Raw genomic sequence first — 20,751 nt, forward strand, 5'->3', positions numbered from 1 at the left:
GTTATATTAAATTTGCACGCCCTTTTTGAGCGCTTTCTGATCCGTATTCGTGTTATTAACTAAAGGAAGTAACTTGACACTTCGAACCATAGTGGACTGACATAAATGACAAGTCGGCACGTGATCGAATGCAAAATTATCTCGCATCCAGCCTTTACAGCCTTCTTTTTCACAAGACCATACCGTCACATTTTCTAGAGGCATCTCTTCAAGCGACTTTTTTCTGGAATACATGGATAAACCTCCTTAGAGTTTTACGTTAGTAAAACTAGCTTGGTAAGCATTGACGTAGTGTTTTGCTATTTGCAAAACGTTCTTCGCCCTCATAAGCTAAATTGAAAAAGACTGCCATTACACAAGTAAAGGCAGTCTTTTTAATTATATTACAGTTTTACAACGTTTTCTGCTTGTGGTCCGCGGTTGCCTTGAACAACGCTGAACTCAACGTTTTGGCCTTCGTCCAAAGTTTTGAAACCGTCGCCTTGGATTGCGGAGAAGTGAACGAATACATCGTTGCCGCCTTCAACTTCGATGAAACCGAAACCTTTTTCTGCGTTAAACCATTTTACTGTACCAGTAGCCATGAGAAATACCTCCAAAAATTATTAACATGTTTTTTATTCTTCAAAGAGAAAAAATTCACACATTGTAAAAGGTTCACTAACAAAAATGAAAACCCTTTACAATATGTGAATTCAGGTTCTTTTTGTCGATTGGATTTATCATACCATACCTACCATGAAAACGCAAACCATTTCCAGTTAATTTATTACAAAGTAACCGCTTTCCTCAAGAAATGGGCGAATCGCAGAGGATGTTTTTTAACCCCTACTTAAGTCTAGGTATTCACTTAGCCTCTGGACCGTGTGCCGTATGAAGCAGGGGAACTATACTGAAGATATCGATTCTTAGGAGGGTTTTCATTGTGTACAGCATAAGTGTTCAAATCATATTGTCCGTTTGTTTATTATTCGTTATTTTCACCTGGATAGGCAGTGTCAAAGCGTCTCGATTGCTATATAACCAGAGTCTGGAACGGATGCATCGCAAAGCAAGTAAGCTCCTTTTCTGGTCATGGTTTCCGGCTATTCCAGCTGCCATTATCATTGGAGCAATTGTCTGGATGCAGCAATCCATGGATCCGGTCTTCTGGCAGGACCGCGTGTTTATTCAAGCGCCTCTGGTAATTCTTCCTATTCTAACCATATGGTTCGTATCGGTTCCTAAACTGATCAAACTGCGTTCCTTAACGAAGCAAAGCTTAGCCGAAACTGGTGCCGCAATAGAGCCAACTATTTACCATAGAGCTGCTAGCCCCAGTCTCATTATTCCTTTTCAAATGACGGCTCTAGGCGCGTTAACCGCATTATATTTTTCACTCGTACCTCCAGTTCCATTTCGTTGGTTGGAAATTTCCATACCTCTGGCTGCCCTTGTACTCGCAACGGTTGGGCTATGGTGGAGACACCAGATTCGCTTCAAACAGGTAAGTAAAATGGAAGTATACGTCATTCCAATCTTATGGAAACGCGCATTAACGATGGTAGGTGTTTTGGCTATTGTGGCGGGATCTGGATATTACTTGTTTATGTTGGCGATGAATAACAGTCAATTACCAGCGGAAATTGATATGGCTAGTGGTACTCACGATTATGGCGCTCAGGCAGTAACGGCGAATATGACTCCGCATAATCACGGGAAAGAGGGAATGAGCGGCTCCTCTGCCAAAATGGTGTCTGTTACTGACCTAACAGGTCCGCGCGAAGGGACGCCTGATCGTCATTTTACACTTACAGCACAGAAAAAGACGGTCACACTTAGCTCCGGCAAAACCGTGGATGCTTGGACGTACAATGGGCAAATTCCAGGGCCGGAACTGCGTATGAAAGAGGGAGAGCTAATCGAGGTCACTTTGGTCAACGAGGATATCGAGCATGGTGTTACCGTGCATTGGCATGGTTTAGATGTGCCGAATGCCGAGGATGGCGTTGCTGGAGCTACGCAAAATGCGGTTATGCCGAGCGAGACCTACACGTATCGCTTCCGCGCAGAGCAAGTGGGCACTTTCTGGTATCACTCCCATCAAGATTCACAAGAAGCCGTTAGTATGGGGCTTTTCGGAGCGTTAATCGTTGAACCGAAGATGGAAACCATACAGCAAGTGAAGGACATCACGGTCATGACACATCGCTGGAAAGGCACTTTCGCCATTGGCGCGTCAGATCAATTAGAACGCATGACGATCGCGCCAGGGACGCCTGTCCGCATGAGACTTATTAATACAGACGATTGGGTGCAGCAAACATACACCCTTGTCGGCACTCATTTTGAGGTGGCAGCCATTGATGGAACGGAACTAAATAAGCCAGGTGTGTTAACTAATACGCATTTGGTTGTGACTACAGGTGGTCGGAATGACATCACGTTCATCATGCCAGAGCGTCCTGTGTACCTGAATGTCGGCGGTAACCGCAGCAGCGGCATCTTGATGTCACCGGATGGGAAGGGTGAAATTCCTGAGCTGCCACAAACCGTTGCTTTCGATCCCCTTCAATATGGTAGCCCGACCTCGACACTATTTGATGCAAGCAGCCGGTTTGACAGAGATTTCACCTTGATCTTAGATAATAAACTCGGGTTCTATAATCGTAATCTAGATTTCCTTTATACATTGAATGGCGAAGTATTCCCAAATACACCAATGCTCATGGTGAAAGAAGGCGATCTGGTCAAAACAACTATCGTTAACCGCGGAAACGTCGACCACCCGATGCACTTACACGGTCATCATGTGCTGGTGCTATCCCGTAACGGCAAGCCTTCCACGGGCAGCCCTTGGTGGTCCGATACGCTGGCTGTACTGCCGGGAGAAACTTACGAAGTGGCTTTCGTTGCTAATAACCCTGGACTATGGATGGATCATTGCCATAACCTCGTACATGCCGCAGCAGGAATGACGATGCACCTGATGTATGAAGGCGTAACGACGCCATTCTCAGTAGGAAGCGGTACGATTAATCATCCAGAATGATGGACTCCGTTTTCATAAAAGAGGGAGGGGATGTAAGGATAGGTAACACAGACTGTTGACAAAATGACCTGTATCCGTTTACGCTAGAGGAAAGCAGGAACTGAATACTACCCATTTCGTATAACCTTAATAATTGGATTAAGGGTCTCTACTTAGAAACCGTAAATTTCTAGCTACGAAAAATGTGCGCATGACAGGCATATTTTTCGCGGCTAGTTTTTTTGTGTCCATTGCTTCATACAATAATAGGAGTAGGAGGTTTATCACGATGCCAACCATTCTAATTAAAGATGCGCAAATTGTGACTATGAACAGCAATGGAGATATTATTACAGGGGATATTTTCATCGAAAATGACCGAATTACAGCAATTGGACCGGATTTGAACCCCGCACAGGTAGATAAGGTGATTGACGCCAACCACCGTACGATCATTCCAGGCTTCATTCAAACCCATATTCATTTATGCCAAACCATATTCCGCGGCAAGGGGGACGATCTGGAACTAATGGATTGGTTGAAAAAGCGGATATGGCCGCTTGAAGCCTCCCATGATGAGGAATCGATCTATTATTCCGCCATGCTTGGCATCGGCGAGCTGATTCAAAGCGGTACAACAACGATCGTCGATATGGAGACGGTGCATCACACCGACTTTGCTTTTCAAGCCATCGCGGAGAGCGGCATGCGCGCTTTATCCGGCAAGGTGATGATGGATAAAGGGGACGAGGTTCCTTTTGCTTTGCAGGAGAAGACCTCCGAATCACTCCAGCAAAGTGTCGACTTGCTCGAGAAATGGAACGGCCACGACGATGGCCGCATCCAGTACGCATTCTCTCCACGATTCGTCATATCGTGTACGGAAGAGCTGCTGCGTGAGGTCCGCAGCCTATCGGAGCAGTACCAAGTGAAAGTGCACACGCACGCATCTGAGAATCTCGGCGAGATCGAGATTGTGCAGGCAGAGACTGGCATGCGTAACGTCGTTTACCTCGATCATCTCGGTTTGGCGAATGAGCGCCTTATTCTGGCGCACTGCATTTGGCTTGATGAGGAAGAGAAGCGCATCATCCATGATCGAGGCGTGCATGTGAGCCATTGTCCCGGCTCTAACCTGAAGCTTGCTTCAGGCATTGCCGAGACGCCCGACATGCTGAAGCTCGATATCTCCGTCAGCCTAGGAGCAGATGGCGCGCCGTGCAATAATAATCTCGATATGTTTAACGAGATGCGTTTGGCTGCGCTTATCCAGAAGCCAATACACGGGCCGACGGCCATGAATGCGCAGACGGTCTTCCGCATGGCGACCATCGGAGGCGCCCGCGCGGTCGGCATGGAGAAGGAGATCGGCAGCCTCGAGGTCGGCAAGAAGGCCGACCTCGCCATTCTCGATCTCAACAACTTCCACACGTATCCGTCCTTCGACGTGGATCCGATCTCTCGCATCGTTTACTCAGCGACGCGAGCTGACGTAGAAACGACGATCATTAACGGTCGTATCGTCATGGAAAACCGCATCATGCGGACGATTGATAAGGACATCGTCCTGCCCGAAGCGAACCGCTCCATCCAGCGGCTGCTCAAGCGAGCCAACCTGCGCTAAGCGGCGGCTAACGCATACAGGCCTGCAATCTAACTAGCGCAGCATGCTAGTTGGATTGTAGGCTTTTTTGTACTGCTCTTTAGCTGTTGATCGGATCACACCGAATAATGTGGGGAGAGATTGATTGGAGTAATTAGCTCCGAGACGGTGTTTAGATCACTTGGAGTAGCCAGCACTGTTTCTATATCTAGATAAATTGGAGCAGCCAAAGGTTCCCCCTTTTCACGATTGCTCATATAGTAGTACTAATATGTTCATTGAAAGGGGACCATCCATTGGATCGAAGACGAGATTCCCTCACCCTTGCCCGATTGTCGCAAACGTTGCCCCATGTTGTCACAATTGTTAAAGCAGCCGGGGCAGTCGGTGATATTCAAACGAATTCAGTCACGAATCGTGTCTATTTTGTTCATAGTGAAAACCAAGTAGGCGTCCTTGATGGGAAGACCAATCGGGTCCTCCGAAATGTGAAGGTTGGTGATGGCACCAATTTCCTCGCGGTTAATTCTCGTACCAATCGGATCTACGCCACGAACTTCCGGGATGCTACCGTTTCCGTGATCAGCGGAAAATCAAACAGCGTACTGACGGCTGTGCCCGTCGGACAGCGCCCTTTTGGCCTTGGTATCCACCAAGGCAGTAATCGAATCTATGTAGCCAATCTAAGCGGGACGATTAGCGTCATAGACGGCAGCACCAACCGAATCCTCAAGACGTTGAGGGTTGGCGGATCACCAGCGCTTGTGTCCGTTAATGAACGGACGAACCGCATTTATGTCACGAATGTAAGCATTGATTCGGTTCATGTGATTGATGGGAGGACACTTCAAGTCCTTACGACGATCAAAGTAGGTCGTAATCCCATTATTACACCAGCTATTAATAGCGTTACCAATCGTATTTACGTGGCTAACAACCTGAGCCGTTTTGCTTCTTTGATACAGGGCCGCACCCTAGGGAGAAGCATTCCCATTCAACTAGGGAGCCGGCAAAGCGAAATCACTTTGAACCCGCTGACGAATCGCATCTATATCACAAGCGCGCAGCAGGAAGGCGGAGGCAAGCTCTTCGTCCTTAACGGACAAACGAATAGGATCATAAAGACTTTAATGATCCCGACATTTTCATCGATTCTCGTCAATCCGCTCACGAACCACTTTTTCGTCGGGGATTCCGAAGGAAGAAATTTATTTGTTTACAATGGGCGAACCAACACGCGTTTGACAACGCTTCGCACGGGGAATTCCGCGGGGAATATGGCCTTGAACATACGAACGAACCGCATCTATGTCGGAAATACGGGCACCATTACCGTTGTTCAAGACGGCATATAACCAAAAAGCCTCCAAGCCCACGAGCGATCCGTGGACATGGAGGCTTTACTATATGATCACTCGAATGAAGCACGAAGGTCGCTATTTTTCCGTTGAACAGACTTCATTAAATCGGCATTAACTTCTTTCTCGTCCGCCATGCTAATCAGCGCATGAACATCCTTCGGCAAGCATTTCCCGCCGTACCCGCGACTATCCTCATACACGAAGGTATGGCTGCGACCGATTCTAGGGTCCTCGAGCCAAACTTCCCGCAGCTCGTTGTAATCAATCCCGTGTGCTCCGGCAATATCATAAAACTCATTGCAAAACGACACTTTAAGCGCAAGGAAGCAATTCTCCATATACTTCGCCATTTCGGCTGTGCGGGCATCCGTCCGTCGGATTCTCACTTCTGCGTTGTACACTTGCTGATAGGCGCGGATCACATGGCTAACATCCTCAGATTCGCCTCCAAATGTAAGCCACGTCCGATGACTCAAATCCGAAAAGGGGTGATCGACGGTTTCTCCATAGTATTCCGGCTGGAACACGATTCTTTTCCCCGTTCGTTCCTTCATAGCGTCGGTGAACCCTACGGGAACAGTCGAGCGAATCACAATGACTTTGGCTGTCAGCCACACAATCACTTCTTCCACGATGGACGTGTCGCATTTGCCGCTCGGGAGTGAGGGGGTTGGAACACAGACGAAGACGACATCACTTTTGTTTACCTCCGCTTGGCTGCCCACCTGCATAGGTGCATCGTATACCGCAGCGTTTGGAAACAACGCATGTATGGCCTTCCCAACATGACCGTATCCAACAATTCCTATGTTTATCGTCATTCAGTCCTCGCTCCTTATGCTTAGCCATTCGAAATTCTTAATGCTGCTATCACGCAGCCACTTTCTCTTCTTCTACCTGCTCCTGTTCATGACGCTTCTTCTGAACCGCAAGCAAGATGAATACCAAGAAGTAGTATCCCCAGTATCCGACGAATTCTTCCAGTGAAGGGTTCTGCGTATAGCCTAGGAAAGCTTTGAAGAAAATGCCAACTTGACCGCTAATAAGCGGCTCTTTACCCATGTCACGAAGATACTGTACACCATCAATTGGATGCTCCGGCATAAATCCCGTTATATTATAAATTTCACCGATTTGGTGTCCCGCCGTTCGATATAAGCTTCCAATAATACCTAGATCCTGCATGATTCCGATGGCTTGCACGAACAAACCCGCAGAAATCATCATCAGAAACACACTGGTGATGCGAAAGAACGTACCCAGCCGAATTTTCTTCGTCCCTTTGAAAAAGAGCAGGCCAATGACGAAAGCCAGAATGAGTCCAAACAGTGCTCCCCAGCTTTCGAGTGCTTTCTGTATATTTCCTCCCGTAATGGCGGCAAAGAAGAAAACCGTCTCCACGCCTTCTCGCACAACGACTAAAAACGAGTGGATGACCATATTAATGGCGCCGCCAATGGTTAGAATATGTGCAACCTTGCTCTGAACCTTCCCTTGCAGTTCACTATTTTGTTTGCCCATGAACATGATCATATGCGTCAGCAGCCCGGTAGAGACGAGCATGATACCGATTTTCAAGTAATTTTGGCTGCCCATACTGGCAAATCCGGTCAATAAAACTTGGAAAGCCAGGGCCAAGCCATAACTCACGATCAAAGCCAAAAACACACCAACCCACACCCATTTATGCCAGTGCACGGCATCAATACGAGTTAAATACGTAATGATTACACCAACAATGAGAATGGCCTCAAGCGCCTCACGAAACGTAATGAGAAATGCCTGTAAATCCATAATCTGCCCCCTGTTCTCTTCCTTGCTCCTGCATATGCATGCTGAAAGACACTTGCGCCCGCCAGGCACAAGTGTCTTCGCTATGAACGAAATGATTAACGAAGAATAATGATTTCACCGTTTTGGTAAAATACGCGTTTGCCGAACAACTCAGCCACCGCACGTAACGGGATGAATGCACTGCCGTTTACGACAACAACCGGTTGATCAAGTTTCACTTTGTCGTTAACCACACCATTTTGTACAACTTGATCGGATCCTAATGCGATTTCAGTTTTCTTGCCATCTTTTGTGATGACAACGGATTTAGATGCATCTACCCATTCAACTTGCGCATAAACAGCTTGTGCAACTACTCGAACCGGTACCAATGTGCGACTGCTTTCTGCGTTGATGAAAGGAGCATTTTCAGCTGTGAAAGCAGCTCCATCCACTTGATAATCCTTGCTGCCAATTTTCAAACTGGAACCATCTTTACCCACCAGGAACTCTAGAACTTGGAAGCCATACTCTTGTGCAGCAGCCAGATCAGATGCGTCTACAGCGTTTGAGAATTTCGTTGCTACTTCAAGAGCAGCCGCATACTTCTCTTTACCTAAGAAAACTTCTTGGCTAGCAAGGAACATGTTGCCTTCTGCCGCATATCCGCGTGCACCTTGCAGGTCGCCAGCTTCAAGCTTCGTGAATGCTTGCTTCACATATTCGGATACTTTACCGATCATTGTACGGTGTAACGCATTTTGGATTTCATCTTTTTTGATTTTGCTTGCATCGCCGGATGCGAAGGCATCTTTCACGAAGTTAGCGTCAGCGATACTGCCGCCTCTGAGGTACGTGTATACCGGCATGTAGAAGAAGTAAGCTTCTGTGATAGCTGCAGGTTGGTCAGCAGGAGCCTTAGTGGCAATGCTTTCTGCGTATGTAAAAGCAGCAAGTGTATAATTTTTGATCAATGTTTTGTCAAGGAACTGGCGGTGAACATTGAAATCATTCAAGTTGTTTTCATTAATATCTTTTTGGATAAGTTCAATGGTTGTTTTCAACAATGATTCCATATTCAAGCTATATTTGGCATCGCGTTTCACTACGTTTGGTTGCAGCGCGCCTTCATAGATTTGAACCACTTTATCGAAGGCGGCTTTTGCTCCGGCAACATCACCTTTGGTCAAAGCAGGACGTACTTGGTTGCTCATCAGATCACGAAGTGCGAAGAAGAAATACCATTGCAAGCCTTTGTCGATAGCTTGTTTCGCTTGGCCAACTTGCAAATCGCCTTTAATCGCGCTGTCCAATACAAGTGTGATGTTCGCATCAATTTTAGGATCATCTGCTTTGATGTTCACATCAAGACGTTTAACATCTGTTTGGAATTTATCTACATATAATTTCTGAACATCAGCAAGTACCGTTTTGTCTGTAAAAAGTGCTTTAATATCCGTAAAAGATTGAAGTTTTGCTGCGATCGTTTGATCTTCTGTAATTTGGAATTTACTTTCTGCAAAAGCAACGGAAGTAACTGTAACCACGCTGGATAAAGCTAATGAAACACTTAAAGCAACAGCTAAAAATTTACGCATAATAAGTTTCTCCTCTATTCATCTCATATTTTGTAATTTACTATTAAATCCACTTTCTTTTACGAGCAAACCATACGCCCCCGCCCAGAAGAACGATAACCCCTCCGATAACAGCGATACTGATAAAGGGATTCGTTTTATCGGAACGCTCCATAGGTGCATGTGCGGACGCTTCTTTCGCCGAATCCGCTTGTTTTGCATCTGAACTAGTTGCTTCAGATGCTTTAGCTGGCGCTTCTACGGTCGCTGAAGGCTGGGCTGCTTCCGTAGTTGGTGCTGGACTAGCACTAGCCGTTGCACTAGGCTCAGGGGACTTCGTCTCCACTGCTGCAGCTGCATCGGGTGCCTTCGTCTCTGTCGGTTTAACCGTTGACTCTGGTTGATCTGGCTTGACCCCTGCCTCGTTCTTAACCGGCGCAGTTGTTGCCTGCGGCTTGGGAACGGGAGTAGACTCACTTGGAGTGGCAGGCTTGACATAAGCCGTGTAAGGAAATAAAGGCTTCACCTTACCATAGATAAAATTGACCTTTTCCTTGAAGACATCTGGTTGTACATCCTTCTTCCCTACGCCGAACAACCCAGGATTCCCCAGCGCTTCAAGCGCAGCATCGAAAGCTTTATTCATTTCACTCGTACCCGCCCCGACATAAGGCGCCAGTGTGTCAAAGGTCGCCTTAGCTTTGGCTAGCAAGAGTTTAGACTCTGCATAATCATCAATGCCTTTAGCAGCGTAGGTGAACCGTCGATCCAAGTTCATAACGAGGACGGCTTTGAAATTAGCAATGACTAATTTACTATCTTTGGCCTGGAAATTAGCATCTAGTGTGGCACCTATTCCTTCGCCGAAGTGCGATACGAGTTCTGCTCTTCTCTCCTTGTAGGCGCCTTCCGCAGCGTTCCAATCGTTCGCCCCATCTCCAATACTGGATTGCACCAGTTTAAAAGTTTCAGCAACATCTTCTGTATTAGCGTCACCATACGAATAGGCCAGCGCGGAGGACGGCAAGATGATCAATGCCGCTAGAACAAAAGTCATGCCGGCTAGTAGCCATCGTTTCATATCTTCACCCCTGCTATGATTGTTTGGAATCTCGTTGTCGTTGATAATCATTTTCATTGATAATGATAATCATTATGTATTCATGTGTCAACCATTATTTTGCTCTACTAAAAAGAAAAAAACCGACTTAACGCACCCACTCATATAAAATGACGTGAGCATAAGCCGGATCAAACAAAGCGTCTGACTTAAAGTCGCCGATCTGCTTCAAATGCTCCTTCACCGATTTGCCTTGCTGCTCAAAGCCTCGAACAACATGATCGGTTAGCAGCACTCGCCGCTCGGGATTCGCCCCAGCCAACGCTTGAAAGTACCCATACGTATAGATGCGCTCATGATCGTAGTCCGCCTGCAAGTACTGCAGAACTCTCGTTTCTTCCCATGTAAACAGCAGGAGAGGCTCTTGCAGGCTGCTTACATAGTCATGAAGCTGATAAACGGCTGGCTCTTCCACAACCTGCCGTTTCTGAAGCTGAGCCCCGTAGACGACTTGAATGGATATGAGGCTAATGAGGAGGGCGTATAGGATCGTTGGTGCTATTCTCAATAGACGCTTCCCACGCGTGAGTGTCCTTAATCCCTCTGCGGTACGAATGATAAAAGCAAACATAAGAAGCAATATCGGGGCAACGACAGGAACGATATGACGCGGTTTCTCAATGTTTTGACCAAAAAGAGCCCATAGGGTGTACAGAACGGCACAGCCAACGAGCCAGAAGATATAAAGGCGATTCTCATTGCCCTGCACAGCTGGAGGAGCGAATCTCCGACCCATAACTGCTGCAGCAACCATAATAACAAGCCAAAAGCCAATGAGAATGGAACCGCCCAGCAGTGCTGATCCCAGTAAATTGTGTCCGATGAGTTGATAGATTCGTTCTCCCAGCGGCATCGGGGTAGAAATGACGCCGCCGCCCCATTCGGAAAAGTGTCCTTCAACGAAAGCTATAGAAAGCTTCCAGAAGCCAGCTATGGTTCCTTCGGAAAGCACCAATCCAGCTATCCAAAGCAGTTGAAACAACAGCGCAGCCAAGGCCGAGCACCCCAGTCTCAACCATCTCCGCCAACCTCTCGCACCATACTTCCAAATTCCGTAACAGAGCGGCACTAGCGCTAGACCGTAAGGAAAGAAGGATAGGCGTGTACCCATAAGGAAGCCGAACATCAGCAGCGCTAGAACATGGCGAAGCATTGAACCGGGACGATCCATCGCAAAGCGGATACTCCAAAGAAACCACCACAATAAGGCCATACCCGCACACTCCGACATGGGACGTGAGGACATGAGCCAAATGTAGGGGCTGCTTAATACGAGCGCAGGCAGTAAAAGACTCTTTATGCCGCTGCTCGTCAGACGATTTGCCAGTAAAAACATCGGAAGCGCGGAGCTTAAGGCTGCTAGGGTATTGAAGACAGATAAAGCTTTAACGGGATTATTCATCCACTGGTTAATAATCCATCCGCCTAGAATGAAATACGGATAACCTGGAAAATGAGGCTGCATGGCGAGAAGATCATACCTATGTAGAGCCAATGTAAAATCGACCTCGTCCCACGTTCGCGCAAAGGGGCTGGCGTAGATAATACTCAGGCACGTCACTCCAGCAATAACCGCAGCTGCGAACAGCGCCAACCATCTTGCATTGCGTCTCATACGCCCGCATCATCTCGATTCGTCTGTGGATTCACATTGCGTTTGGCGACAGGGCGTCTCATTTCTTTATAGATCGCCGGAAGAACGGAGGTTACATATTGTCTGAATTTGATGAAAGATTGGCCTTTGGTCCGGACTTGGTATGAGATAGGAATCTCCTCCAATCGGTAGCCCTGACGAACCAAGTTTAACGTGAGCACCTGGGCGTAATTGTAGTCGTGGACAATAACGGCATTCTCCATCGCATCGCGGGAAAACCCGCGCATCCCGGATTGGCCGTCATAAATCCATCTGCGCAGCAGAATCGCCTGCAGCAGTGTGAACGTATAGTTGCCTAAGCGGCGATGCAGCTTCATGCCTTGAATTTGCCCTTTGAAGCGTGAGCCGAAGGTGTAGTCCGCGCGCCCGGCGATGATGGGTTCAAGGACACCGGGAATTTGCTCCGGCGGATACTCATTATCCGCATCAATCATGATGCCAATGTCAGCGCCGAGCAGGCAGCATTGCTTCAGCCCTTCACGAACGGCAGCGCCGAGCCCTTTATTATGCGGGAACGACACGATGTGGTCGGCTCCCGCTTCCCGAGCGACGGCGACCGTGCGGTCCTTGGACCCGTCGTCGATCACGAGCACCTCCACCTCATACTGGGGGTGGAAAGCTCTCGGCACGCGGGCAATAACCCCGCTGATATTCTCTTCTTCGTTATGCGCAGGCATAAAAACGATGATTTTCTTCTTAGTCATGATGCTTGATAGCCTCCGATAGGACGGGTCCGCGACTATGGCTCGGGAATGGCGCGCCCAGTAGATAAGCTAGAGTTGGAGCCATAGATACAAGGGAATGCTTTTCATCAATGCGATGGCCGGACTCAATCGCTGGACCATGCAGGAAGAAAGGCACATAGCGCTCACCTTCATCCAAATGGCCATGCCCGCCAATACCATCAGCCTGTCCATGATCGGCACATATGATAAGTGTCGTATTCTCCATCATGCCGCGCTCTTCAAGCCAGCCTACAAATTCTTCAATTAATTTATCGGCTTCTGCAATTTTTTGCGTGTAATCGTCATATAAAACGCCTCGGCTGTGACCCGTTTGGTCAACACCAATCAATTGGGCAACGAGTAAATCCGGGTTTTGTTCGGCCATGATCTTCTTCGCCCGTTCGATAATATTACGATCTGCGACATCGTTGTGCATCACAGCGGTCACACTCTCAACATCGTCTCCCATGGAGTCGATTAAGTGCGCTATACCGAGCAGACGCCCTTTTTTCCCAACCTTACGCAGCGAATCAAAAATACTTTCAACCCGAATACCCAGCCTCCAAACCATATTGGAGCGAATACCGTGCTCGCGCGGGTAAGTCCCCGTGAACATCGAAGAGAAACATACCACAGTACGCGCAGGATACACGGTTTCCATTTGAGCATACTCTGTGCCTTCTGCTCGCAGTTTCTTCATAAATGGCGCGTCAGCTTCTTCAAAGCGCTCTTTGCGCATCCCGTCCACGACAATCACAATAACCTTCTTGTTCAGTGCTTCTCCGCCTGCTTGTACATCGCTTGAATCGCGTGTGTACGTAGGGATTTCGGCTGGTTTCCAGTCAAACAAATACCGGTGGAGAATGAAGCTGTATATCAGCAATCCGCCCGCAAATAGAAGTCCCGTACCCACATCAGCGGAAATACCCCCCTCGAACTGACGGTAATAATGATTCCATACGAAAAGCAGCAGCAAAAACTTAGGCATCTGCTCCTGCGCATTGCCGCTAGTTGAGTCACTATTTTTCAGAACAAGCTTCCAGAACCGTGTGAAATTCCACCAAGTCGTCCCAATTCGTAGATGATAGTAAAAAGTGCCCCAGAAATACACCGTAAAGAAGTAGAACAACCCAAGCGCTAGCAAGTAAAGCGAGAAATCAGACCGCTCCCAAATCAGCAGCGCAGCAATTAACGGCATCCATAAATAATTTCGTAAAAAAAGCGGAAAATCGAAGCAATAATATAGTACAAAAAGAGGGAGGGTCACCAGCAACCCTAGTCCAGCAGCAGACCAAAAGCTAGGATCGGACCATACACCGATATGATAGAGCAAAAAGACGCCCACAACGAAAATCGGGGTAAACGGTTTTCCCTCATTTAGCAAGTTCCAGCAGCGAGCTGCTACAATTTCAAACGATGAAGCTTTTTTCATGTTAATCATCCTTCCGTACGTTGCCATTCAATGATGGTTTTTTGTGACTCGTAAGCCGTCCAATCCAGGTTTTCATCTCGCTCCAACGTAAGGGCATTCGCACAAGTGAATACGCCCCTAATGTATAGGCAAATAGAAATTTAAATGTATGCGACACAAGCGCCGCTCTATAAGCATCCTTACCATCCACACCCAACAAGATAAGAGACCCGCTCATAGTACTCTCATAAGTACCTATCCCACCTGGGGTAATATGAAAAATTTGTCCGGCAATCGTCATGCTATTCGCCCAAACGAGCGAGATTGTCCCAAGCTGCAAGCCGATCATGTGAACAACAGCAAAGATAACACCAGCTTCTAGGATCCAGCTTAGAGCAATTAAGCCTATGATGACGACCCCTTTGCCAGAGAGCATTTTAAGATGAAAATAGGCCGAATGCTTCGCTATAAACGGAATTTTGCGAATCACAGGCAGGTAATGCGCTGTTGCTAGAATCACCGTTCCCCCAGCCAGCACCGTCACCCATATCCAAGAAGAGGGGAGTCCTAACCGTACGATGCCGATTCCCCCAATGCCAGCAAGCACGAGCATATCAAGCAATCGCATGACCGCAACGGAATGGAACGCATCTTCCCACGATTTTCCTCCATGCTTCATATATAAACCTGCACGAACGCCATCTCCCGCTTTGACCGGAAGTACATGATTGACGAGCAAGCTATAGCTAATGGCATGAAAATAGATGCTGAATCGCACCTCGGGTCCTGCGTAAATTCGCCAAGCTGCTGCCTTTAGGAGGAAGGAGAGCAGGTAGATAACAAACATGAAGACCAACCATTGCGGTTGATGAAAAAGCAGCCCTACGTCGCGTAGCCATTCCTTTGAATCAAACCATTGCCATGTTAAAAAAATAGAACAAACGATTAAAAGGAGCGCCATGAAACGAACAATTTGTTTCTTAGTTGGCATATTTGTTGTGACCTTCTTCTTTTAGTTAAGGGTACCTCAAACTATATAAATGTGAGAATGAGAATCATGGTCAGTATAGGTGGTTTAGGGGGCTACGTCAACCTAATCTTACTCTTTTGTAACTGCAAAGATTTGTTCGATTGTGAATGAATTGTGTTCATTACTCTCATTTTTCGGGTGGGCAATACCTTTTATACTTAACATAAAGGTGTTATTGAAATGAAAGGCGGTTTATCCCGATGAAGCCTGAAACTAGCATGTCTCCCCAAAAGCTTTCTTCACGCAAGCTGACAAAAGCTTTTACCCTGAAAGGACGCTGGGAATCGCCCATAGCTGGGTATCTATTTATTTCCCCGTGGTTACTTGGATTTCTGCTGTTAACCTTATGGCCGATGATTCAATCGATGTATTACTCTTTCACGAAATATACGTTGTTAGATGCGCCAGAGTGGATTGGTCTGCGAAACTATGAGCGTATTTTTGCAGACGATGAAATGTTTCGTCAATCATTGAAAATAACGATTCTTTTCGTCGTTTTATCCGTGCCCCTCAAACTCTTTAGCGCCTTAATGGTTGCTATGGTGCTCAATAAGAAAATAAAAGGGATTTCTGTTTACCGAACGTTCATCTATTTGCCTTCACTAATAGGGAGCAGCATTGCTGTGGCTATTCTTTGGCAAAATATTTTCGGTATTAGCGGTTTTATCAATCGATTTTTAAGTTATTTCGGTATTGAAGGAATCAGTTGGATTAGCAATCCCAATACGGCATTAGGCACCTTAATTATTCTGGTTGCTTGGCAGTTTGGTTCTTCGATGGTTATCTTCCTAGCCGGATTAAAACAAATACCTGCCGAGTTATATGAGGCTTCTTCCGTGGATGGGGCATCTATAATCAGACAGTTTGTCAGTATTACCTTGCCTATGCTGTCGCCTGTTCTGTTGTTTAATCTGGTGCTGCAGACAATCGGTTCCTTTCAAATGTTTACCCAAGCCTTCATCATTACGAAAGGCGGACCCATTAACTCCACGTATATGTACGCTTTATACCTATATGATCGCGCCTTTTCTAGATATGAGATGGGTTATGCTTCCGCTCTGGCATGGATACTCCTTGTGGTGATTGCGATCGTAACGGCTTTAATTTTCGCCTCATCCCGTTACTGGGTATTCTATGAAACCGAAGGAGGGAGAAGAAAATGAGAAACCATCTGATTGGCTTCCGGACTTTCCGAACGCATTTCTTATTAGCATTATTTAGTCTAGTCATGATATATCCCATGTTATGGTGGGTGGGAGCTGCCTTTAAATCAAACGCGGAGATGAGCTCACCTAGTTTTTTCCCTGCGGAGTGGTTATGGAGCAACTTCAGTCAAGGGTGGGTGGCCATCCCTAAGTTTACCTTTACTCATTTTTATCTGAATACATTTGAACTGATTGGCGGAGTTCTAATCACTTCTATCGTTTCCTGCAGCTTGGTGGCTTTTGGTTTCGCACGATTGGACTTTCCTCTGAAAAATTTCTGGTTTTCCATTCTGATGGTCACCCTGATGCTGCCAAGTCAAGTGACACTGGTTCCCCAGTACATCATGTTTAATTCTTGGGGTTGGGTCAATACGTATCTGCCTTTCTATGTTCCACATGCCTTAGCAGGCGGTATCGGAGGACCTTTCTTTATCTTCCTGTTGGTGCAATTTATTCGCGGGATTCCGCGGGAGCTGGATGAATCGGCCAAAATGGACGGCTGCAGCTGGTTCGGCATTTACCTACGAATTGTGCTGCCCTTAACGAAACCCGCACTCGTAACGGTCGCCATTTATTGTTTCCTTTGGAATTGGGACGATTTCTTCGGACATTTGCTGTATATCAATTCTGTGAGCAAATACACCGTCGGTCTTGCCTTGAAGCTGTTCGTCGACAGCCAATCTGCACTTCCGTGGGGACAATTACTTGCCATGTCACTCGTTTCTATTATTCCGTCACTGATTCTCTTTTTTATGGCGCAGCGCCATTTTGTCGATGGCATTGCTTCAGGTGCAGTGAAAGGATAAAATAATAGGATAAAAAAAAGGTTGCGCTACCTGCAGCCTTTTTTCCACTTTTATGGAAGTAATTGAGGGGGAGCTGCTGTGTTTAACTTATTCAAGCGCGTTCGCATCGGTCGCCTGTTCTTTGGAAGCTTCGCCGCATTCATTGCCGTGCTGCTGCTCATTTCCTCCTGGATCAGCTACAGCTTAACTTCACGTGAGTTAGCTAGCAATACCGCCAACTATCAGCAGGATTTGTTAAATGAATTGAATAAGCGCCTAGTGACTCAGCTGAACTCTATTGAGCAAATGTCTCTCGCCGCCTCCAGAAATATCGATATTATCGGGTATGATCCTCTGGAAAGTGACTTGTTTGAGCTAAAAAAACGTAAGGAAGATTTAGTAAATCTACTGGCCAGTATTACCTATAGCACGACGATGGTACAATCCATTTATTTATATATCGATCGTCCGTTTGTGATAGATGCCCAAGGTCCAATTCGCGTTTATGATTGGCGTAAGGTAAAGGATGAAGACTGGTTTTCAGACATCCAGAATAATGATTTTGCATGGATTAAAGAACGTACGATTCAAACCAATACGGGCTCGTTAACGGTTACTAGCTTTGCAAGAAAGCTGTACAATAACTCGGGCATCTATTACGGTTTGCTATTACTCAACGTGAAATCATCCGAGATCCAGAATTTAATTCGAGGTGAAACGGAGGGAAGAAGCAGACTGCTAGTTGACGCTGGCGGCAGAACAATTGCTGCCATAGGCGATCCTAACTTACAAGAGAGTGAGCTGGAGAAGATTAGGTTGATTCAAGAGAAGTCCGGAAGTGTTCATTTAAAAGCGAAACAACAAAATGAATCCTTACTTGTTTGGAGTAAATCCCCCTCGAACTGGACATTAGTTGAGGTGACACCGTGGAAGAGTATTATTCATGGCAGTATCCGATTAGCGCTAATTCTCTTAACCGTTGGTTTATCCGCCATTTTTATCGCTTCCTTTTTCACTTTCTTTATATCCAGACAATTCACTAATCCCATTCGACTTTTGGTTGCTTTTATGAGTAAGCTTCCCGATCGGGGTCTTGTTTCGGACTTGCCTACGGATTACACCAATGAGTTTGGAAATTTATTTAACGGCTATCGTAAACAAATGGAACGAATTGAGGAACTTTTAACATCCTTGAAAGCTCAGCACAAACGCCAACGCGAAGCCGAAATTAAGGCGCTGCAGGCCATGATCAATCCCCATTTTCTATACAACACATTGGATCAACTAAACTGGCTAGCTATTGATTCCGGTCAAACTAAAATCAGCAAGATCCTCTCCTTAATGGGTAAAATGTTTCGCATTGGCCTATCCAATGGTGAGACATTGATTCCCATCGCAGATGAGATGACTCATGTCGAATGTTATTTGCAAATTCAGCAAATTCGTTGGGGCGATCGCTTGGCGTTTACCATTTCCGTTGATGATACAGCCAAAGATCTCTATATACCGAGATTAACCCTGCAGCCATTTATCGAAAATGCGATCATCCACGGTTTTCACGGGCGAAAAAAAGGAGAAATCCGAGTAAGTGTGCAGCTGCTAGGGCAAGACATCCAATTTCAAGTTTGGGATGATGGTGTAGGGCTGCGACCCAATTGGGATCAACCTAAGGCAAGGAAAACAGGCGGTTACGGATTACGAAATGTGAAAGAACGAATTGAGGCTTATTTCGGGTCTCCTTATGGGGTCCATATTACAAGTACGGAAGGCAGGGGCACCGAAGTCACCCTTCTTTTGCCGCAAATCCAAAATAAAGAAGAAGTCGAGGAGAGGTATCATGTGGAAAATACTCATTATTGATGACGACTTTCAAGTGTTGGAGGGTATGAAGAAGGCTATTCCTTGGGAGTCCATTGATGCAGAATTAGTGGGTGAAGCCAGTGATGGCGCCGAAGGTTTAGATATGGTCAGACAAACCCAACCGGACATCGTGATTACGGATATTTACATGCCCGTGATGAACGGCCTGGAAATGATCGAGAAGCTCCGAGAGACGAACTTTCCCGGTGAACTGATTATCCTTAGCGGTTACGCAGACTTCCAGTATGCCCGGCAGGCTTTGCGGCTGCAGGTTAGTGATTATTTGTCCAAGCCCGTAACCATTGAAGAGCTGGGGGCTGTGCTAGCCAAAGTCATTAAAGAACTGGAAACGAAAGAGCTGAAAAAAATAGAGCAAGAAGAAGTCAAAAGAAGGCTGATGATGTATGAGCCCTTTGTGCAGCAAGAATGGTTGAAGTCGGTCATTACCGGCACCTTTAATGAAACGATTGCCGCGGAAAGCATTCAGCTATATGAACAATCCTACTGGCTGCAAAGAAACCACCTCGTGATGGGTATAGAGCTGATGAGCACTGTTCGCACGGTTAACCTATCGCTAATTGATTGGAATTTGTTTCGTTTTGCATTAGCCAATATTATTCGTGAAGTCTTGGCTGAAGATTGGCCTGAGTCCGACTTTATTGAGCTTCACAGCCATCATGCCGCGATTATGTTTCATATTGAGCGTTCGAGTGTAATAGATGACGTTATGCGTAGGATTCAATTGATTGGCGAGCGTATCACGGACTGTGTCCTTACTTACCTGCGGCTAACGATCCGTCTAGGGTTAGGCCAGATGAAGCAATCCTGGCAGGAAATATCGGATTCCACCGAGGAAGCCTTTCTAGATTTATTACAAATGGACCATCATCCCGCCGCTTGCACAAGAACATCCCTCTACGGTTCCATCAGAGAAGGAACTTGCTATTCGTCCTATTAAGTTTTATCAAGAGCTTGCGGAAGCGATTGTCTATTCCAAAGAAGAAACCGCTGCACAGATTGTGGAAGCTTATATCAACCGTCTGCAATCCATGTCAACCATAACCCCGGCATACTTGCAGTATTTATGTACAGAGCTGTGGACTATATTTGCTTACTCCTTATACAGCGTAGGGATTGTGCTTGATGAACTGTTTCCAGAAATAAAGCTGCAGTCGGAAATTATTCAAATCCAAACGCCGGAGCAATTACAGCAATGGCTGGGGGGCAAAATTCATATCATAGCAACTAGCCGCCATTGGAACGAGAATTCCAAACATAAAGAAGCGGTTGATTTCATGATTCAGTATGCACACGATCACTATGCCGAAGAGATCAGCTTGGAAGATATGTCGAAGCAGCTTTACTTGTCTCGCAATTATTTGAATCAAATATTCAAGAAAGCGACCGGTGAAACCTTCACGAACTACGTTATACAAGTGCGGATGAAGAAGGCACAAGCCCTCCTGGCCGAAGGCAAATATTTGATTTATGAGATATCCGAAAAAGTTGGCTATAAAAACGTCCCTTATTTTAGCTCTATTTTCAAAAAATATAATGGCATCAGCCCAAGTGAAGTAAGTAAGAGTGGGTTATAACCGGGAATGTACCTATTTGTATAATATTGTGATCAATAGTGA

18 protein-coding genes and 1 riboswitch are annotated in these 20,751 nt (G+C 46.3%); of the genes, 8 read left to right on the top strand and 10 right to left on the bottom strand.

The genetic code is table 11. From position 1 onward, the window contains the following. Window positions 1-6: 6 nt before the first annotated feature. Both QFZ78_RS22300 and QFZ78_RS22305 read right to left on the bottom strand, forming a co-directional pair. On the bottom strand, window positions 7-234 hold the full coding sequence (locus QFZ78_RS22300) for a cold-shock protein (protein WP_029199449.1): 228 nt from the start codon (window positions 232-234) through the stop codon (window positions 7-9). A gap of 149 nt (window positions 235-383) precedes the next feature. After that, entirely contained in the window at window positions 384-584 is a 201-nt protein-coding gene (locus tag QFZ78_RS22305) for a cold-shock protein (protein ID WP_307550799.1), read from the bottom strand. Between the two features lie 341 nt (window positions 585-925). Here QFZ78_RS22305 and QFZ78_RS22310 point away from each other — a divergent pair, with 341 nt between their 5' ends. The 3 genes from QFZ78_RS22310 to QFZ78_RS22320 all read left to right on the top strand — a co-directional run bounded on the left by QFZ78_RS22310 (window position 926) and on the right by QFZ78_RS22320 (window position 5,968). Then, window positions 926-3,031, top strand: coding sequence for a multicopper oxidase family protein (locus QFZ78_RS22310; protein ID WP_307550801.1), 2,106 nt, complete (start codon window positions 926-928; stop codon window positions 3,029-3,031). Window positions 3,032-3,127: 96 nt separating this feature from the next. Continuing rightward, window positions 3,128-3,227: riboswitch (purine riboswitch) on the top strand. 72 nt (window positions 3,228-3,299) lie between these two features. Then, on the top strand, window positions 3,300-4,634 hold the full coding sequence (locus tag QFZ78_RS22315; protein WP_307550803.1) for a 5'-deoxyadenosine deaminase: 1,335 nt from the start codon (window positions 3,300-3,302) through the stop codon (window positions 4,632-4,634). A 275-nt stretch (window positions 4,635-4,909) separates the two neighbouring features. Continuing rightward, window positions 4,910-5,968, top strand: a complete 1,059-nt coding sequence (locus QFZ78_RS22320) for a YncE family protein (protein ID WP_307550805.1) — start codon at window positions 4,910-4,912, stop codon at window positions 5,966-5,968. A gap of 56 nt (window positions 5,969-6,024) precedes the next feature. Here QFZ78_RS22320 and QFZ78_RS22325 read toward each other — a convergent pair whose 3' ends face one another. The 8 genes from QFZ78_RS22325 to QFZ78_RS22360 all read right to left on the bottom strand — a co-directional run bounded on the left by QFZ78_RS22325 (window position 6,025) and on the right by QFZ78_RS22360 (window position 15,225). Continuing rightward, window positions 6,025-6,795, bottom strand: coding sequence for a Rossmann-fold NAD(P)-binding domain-containing protein (locus tag QFZ78_RS22325; protein WP_307550806.1), 771 nt, complete (start codon window positions 6,793-6,795; stop codon window positions 6,025-6,027). 49 nt (window positions 6,796-6,844) lie between these two features. After that, window positions 6,845-7,768, bottom strand: a complete 924-nt coding sequence (locus tag QFZ78_RS22330; RefSeq protein ID WP_307550807.1) for an FTR1 family iron permease — start codon at window positions 7,766-7,768, stop codon at window positions 6,845-6,847. A gap of 95 nt (window positions 7,769-7,863) precedes the next feature. Then, window positions 7,864-9,345: a copper amine oxidase N-terminal domain-containing protein gene (locus QFZ78_RS22335; protein WP_307550809.1), complete on the bottom strand. Its 1,482-nt coding sequence runs from the start codon at window positions 9,343-9,345 to the stop codon at window positions 7,864-7,866. A gap of 43 nt (window positions 9,346-9,388) precedes the next feature. Continuing rightward, entirely contained in the window at window positions 9,389-10,405 is a 1,017-nt protein-coding gene (locus QFZ78_RS22340; RefSeq protein WP_307550810.1) for a hypothetical protein, read from the bottom strand. 127 nt (window positions 10,406-10,532) lie between these two features. Continuing rightward, complete coding sequence (locus QFZ78_RS22345) at window positions 10,533-12,059, bottom strand: hypothetical protein (RefSeq protein ID WP_307550811.1); 1,527 nt, start codon at window positions 12,057-12,059, stop codon at window positions 10,533-10,535. Further along, the gene (locus tag QFZ78_RS22350; protein WP_307550812.1) at window positions 12,056-12,802 is read right to left on the bottom strand and encodes a glycosyltransferase family 2 protein; all 747 of its coding nucleotides are present in this window, start codon (window positions 12,800-12,802) and stop codon (window positions 12,056-12,058) included. The genes QFZ78_RS22345 and QFZ78_RS22350 overlap by 4 nt, the downstream gene beginning before the upstream one ends. Then, window positions 12,795-14,255, bottom strand: coding sequence for an alkaline phosphatase family protein (locus QFZ78_RS22355; RefSeq protein ID WP_307550814.1), 1,461 nt, complete (start codon window positions 14,253-14,255; stop codon window positions 12,795-12,797). Before QFZ78_RS22355 ends, QFZ78_RS22350 begins: the two co-directional genes overlap by 8 nt. A gap of 1 nt (window position 14,256) precedes the next feature. After that, window positions 14,257-15,225: a lysylphosphatidylglycerol synthase transmembrane domain-containing protein gene (locus tag QFZ78_RS22360; protein ID WP_307550815.1), complete on the bottom strand. Its 969-nt coding sequence runs from the start codon at window positions 15,223-15,225 to the stop codon at window positions 14,257-14,259. Between the two features lie 239 nt (window positions 15,226-15,464). Between QFZ78_RS22360 and QFZ78_RS22365 the strand changes: the two genes are divergently transcribed. From QFZ78_RS22365 to QFZ78_RS22385, 5 genes are all read left to right on the top strand, one after another. After that, window positions 15,465-16,427: a carbohydrate ABC transporter permease gene (locus QFZ78_RS22365; protein ID WP_307550816.1), complete on the top strand. Its 963-nt coding sequence runs from the start codon at window positions 15,465-15,467 to the stop codon at window positions 16,425-16,427. Continuing rightward, window positions 16,424-17,275 (top strand): carbohydrate ABC transporter permease, encoded by an 852-nt coding sequence (locus QFZ78_RS22370; RefSeq protein WP_307550817.1) that lies wholly within the window; start codon window positions 16,424-16,426, stop codon window positions 17,273-17,275. The genes QFZ78_RS22365 and QFZ78_RS22370 overlap by 4 nt, the downstream gene beginning before the upstream one ends. Window positions 17,276-17,353: 78 nt before the next feature. Continuing rightward, window positions 17,354-19,114 (top strand): sensor histidine kinase, encoded by a 1,761-nt coding sequence (locus QFZ78_RS22375; RefSeq protein ID WP_307550819.1) that lies wholly within the window; start codon window positions 17,354-17,356, stop codon window positions 19,112-19,114. Further along, window positions 19,092-20,072, top strand: a complete 981-nt coding sequence (locus QFZ78_RS22380; RefSeq protein WP_307550821.1) for a response regulator — start codon at window positions 19,092-19,094, stop codon at window positions 20,070-20,072. Before QFZ78_RS22375 ends, QFZ78_RS22380 begins: the two co-directional genes overlap by 23 nt. Window positions 20,073-20,133: 61 nt before the next feature. Beyond that, complete coding sequence (locus QFZ78_RS22385) at window positions 20,134-20,709, top strand: helix-turn-helix transcriptional regulator (protein ID WP_307550823.1); 576 nt, start codon at window positions 20,134-20,136, stop codon at window positions 20,707-20,709. The last annotated feature ends 42 nt before the right edge of the window (window positions 20,710-20,751 follow it).

The organism is Paenibacillus sp. V4I5, from assembly GCF_030817255.1.
Lineage (GTDB): Bacteria > Bacillota > Bacilli > Paenibacillales > NBRC-103111 > Paenibacillus_E.

Excerpts from the sequence above, each read along its gene's own strand:
- QFZ78_RS22345 (WP_307550811.1), bottom strand. The coding sequence starts at position 12,059 with ATGAGACGCAATGCAAGATGGTTGGCGCTGTTCGCAGCTGCGGTTATT.
- QFZ78_RS22380 (WP_307550821.1), top strand. The coding sequence starts at position 19,092 with ATGTGGAAAATACTCATTATTGATGACGACTTTCAAGTGTTGGAGGGT.
- QFZ78_RS22365 (WP_307550816.1), top strand. The coding sequence starts at position 15,465 with ATGAAGCCTGAAACTAGCATGTCTCCCCAAAAGCTTTCTTCACGCAAG.
- QFZ78_RS22360 (WP_307550815.1), bottom strand. The coding sequence starts at position 15,225 with ATGCCAACTAAGAAACAAATTGTTCGTTTCATGGCGCTCCTTTTAATC.
- QFZ78_RS22330 (WP_307550807.1), bottom strand. The coding sequence starts at position 7,768 with ATGGATTTACAGGCATTTCTCATTACGTTTCGTGAGGCGCTTGAGGCC.
- QFZ78_RS22370 (WP_307550817.1), top strand. The coding sequence starts at position 16,424 with ATGAGAAACCATCTGATTGGCTTCCGGACTTTCCGAACGCATTTCTTA.
- QFZ78_RS22315 (WP_307550803.1), top strand. The coding sequence starts at position 3,300 with ATGCCAACCATTCTAATTAAAGATGCGCAAATTGTGACTATGAACAGC.
- QFZ78_RS22335 (WP_307550809.1), bottom strand. The coding sequence starts at position 9,345 with ATGCGTAAATTTTTAGCTGTTGCTTTAAGTGTTTCATTAGCTTTATCC.
- QFZ78_RS22325 (WP_307550806.1), bottom strand. The coding sequence starts at position 6,795 with ATGACGATAAACATAGGAATTGTTGGATACGGTCATGTTGGGAAGGCC.
- QFZ78_RS22305 (WP_307550799.1), bottom strand. The coding sequence starts at position 584 with ATGGCTACTGGTACAGTAAAATGGTTTAACGCAGAAAAAGGTTTCGGT.
- QFZ78_RS22340 (WP_307550810.1), bottom strand. The coding sequence starts at position 10,405 with ATGAAACGATGGCTACTAGCCGGCATGACTTTTGTTCTAGCGGCATTG.
- QFZ78_RS22350 (WP_307550812.1), bottom strand. The coding sequence starts at position 12,802 with ATGACTAAGAAGAAAATCATCGTTTTTATGCCTGCGCATAACGAAGAA.
- QFZ78_RS22300 (WP_029199449.1), bottom strand. The coding sequence starts at position 234 with ATGTATTCCAGAAAAAAGTCGCTTGAAGAGATGCCTCTAGAAAATGTG.
- QFZ78_RS22355 (WP_307550814.1), bottom strand. The coding sequence starts at position 14,255 with ATGAAAAAAGCTTCATCGTTTGAAATTGTAGCAGCTCGCTGCTGGAAC.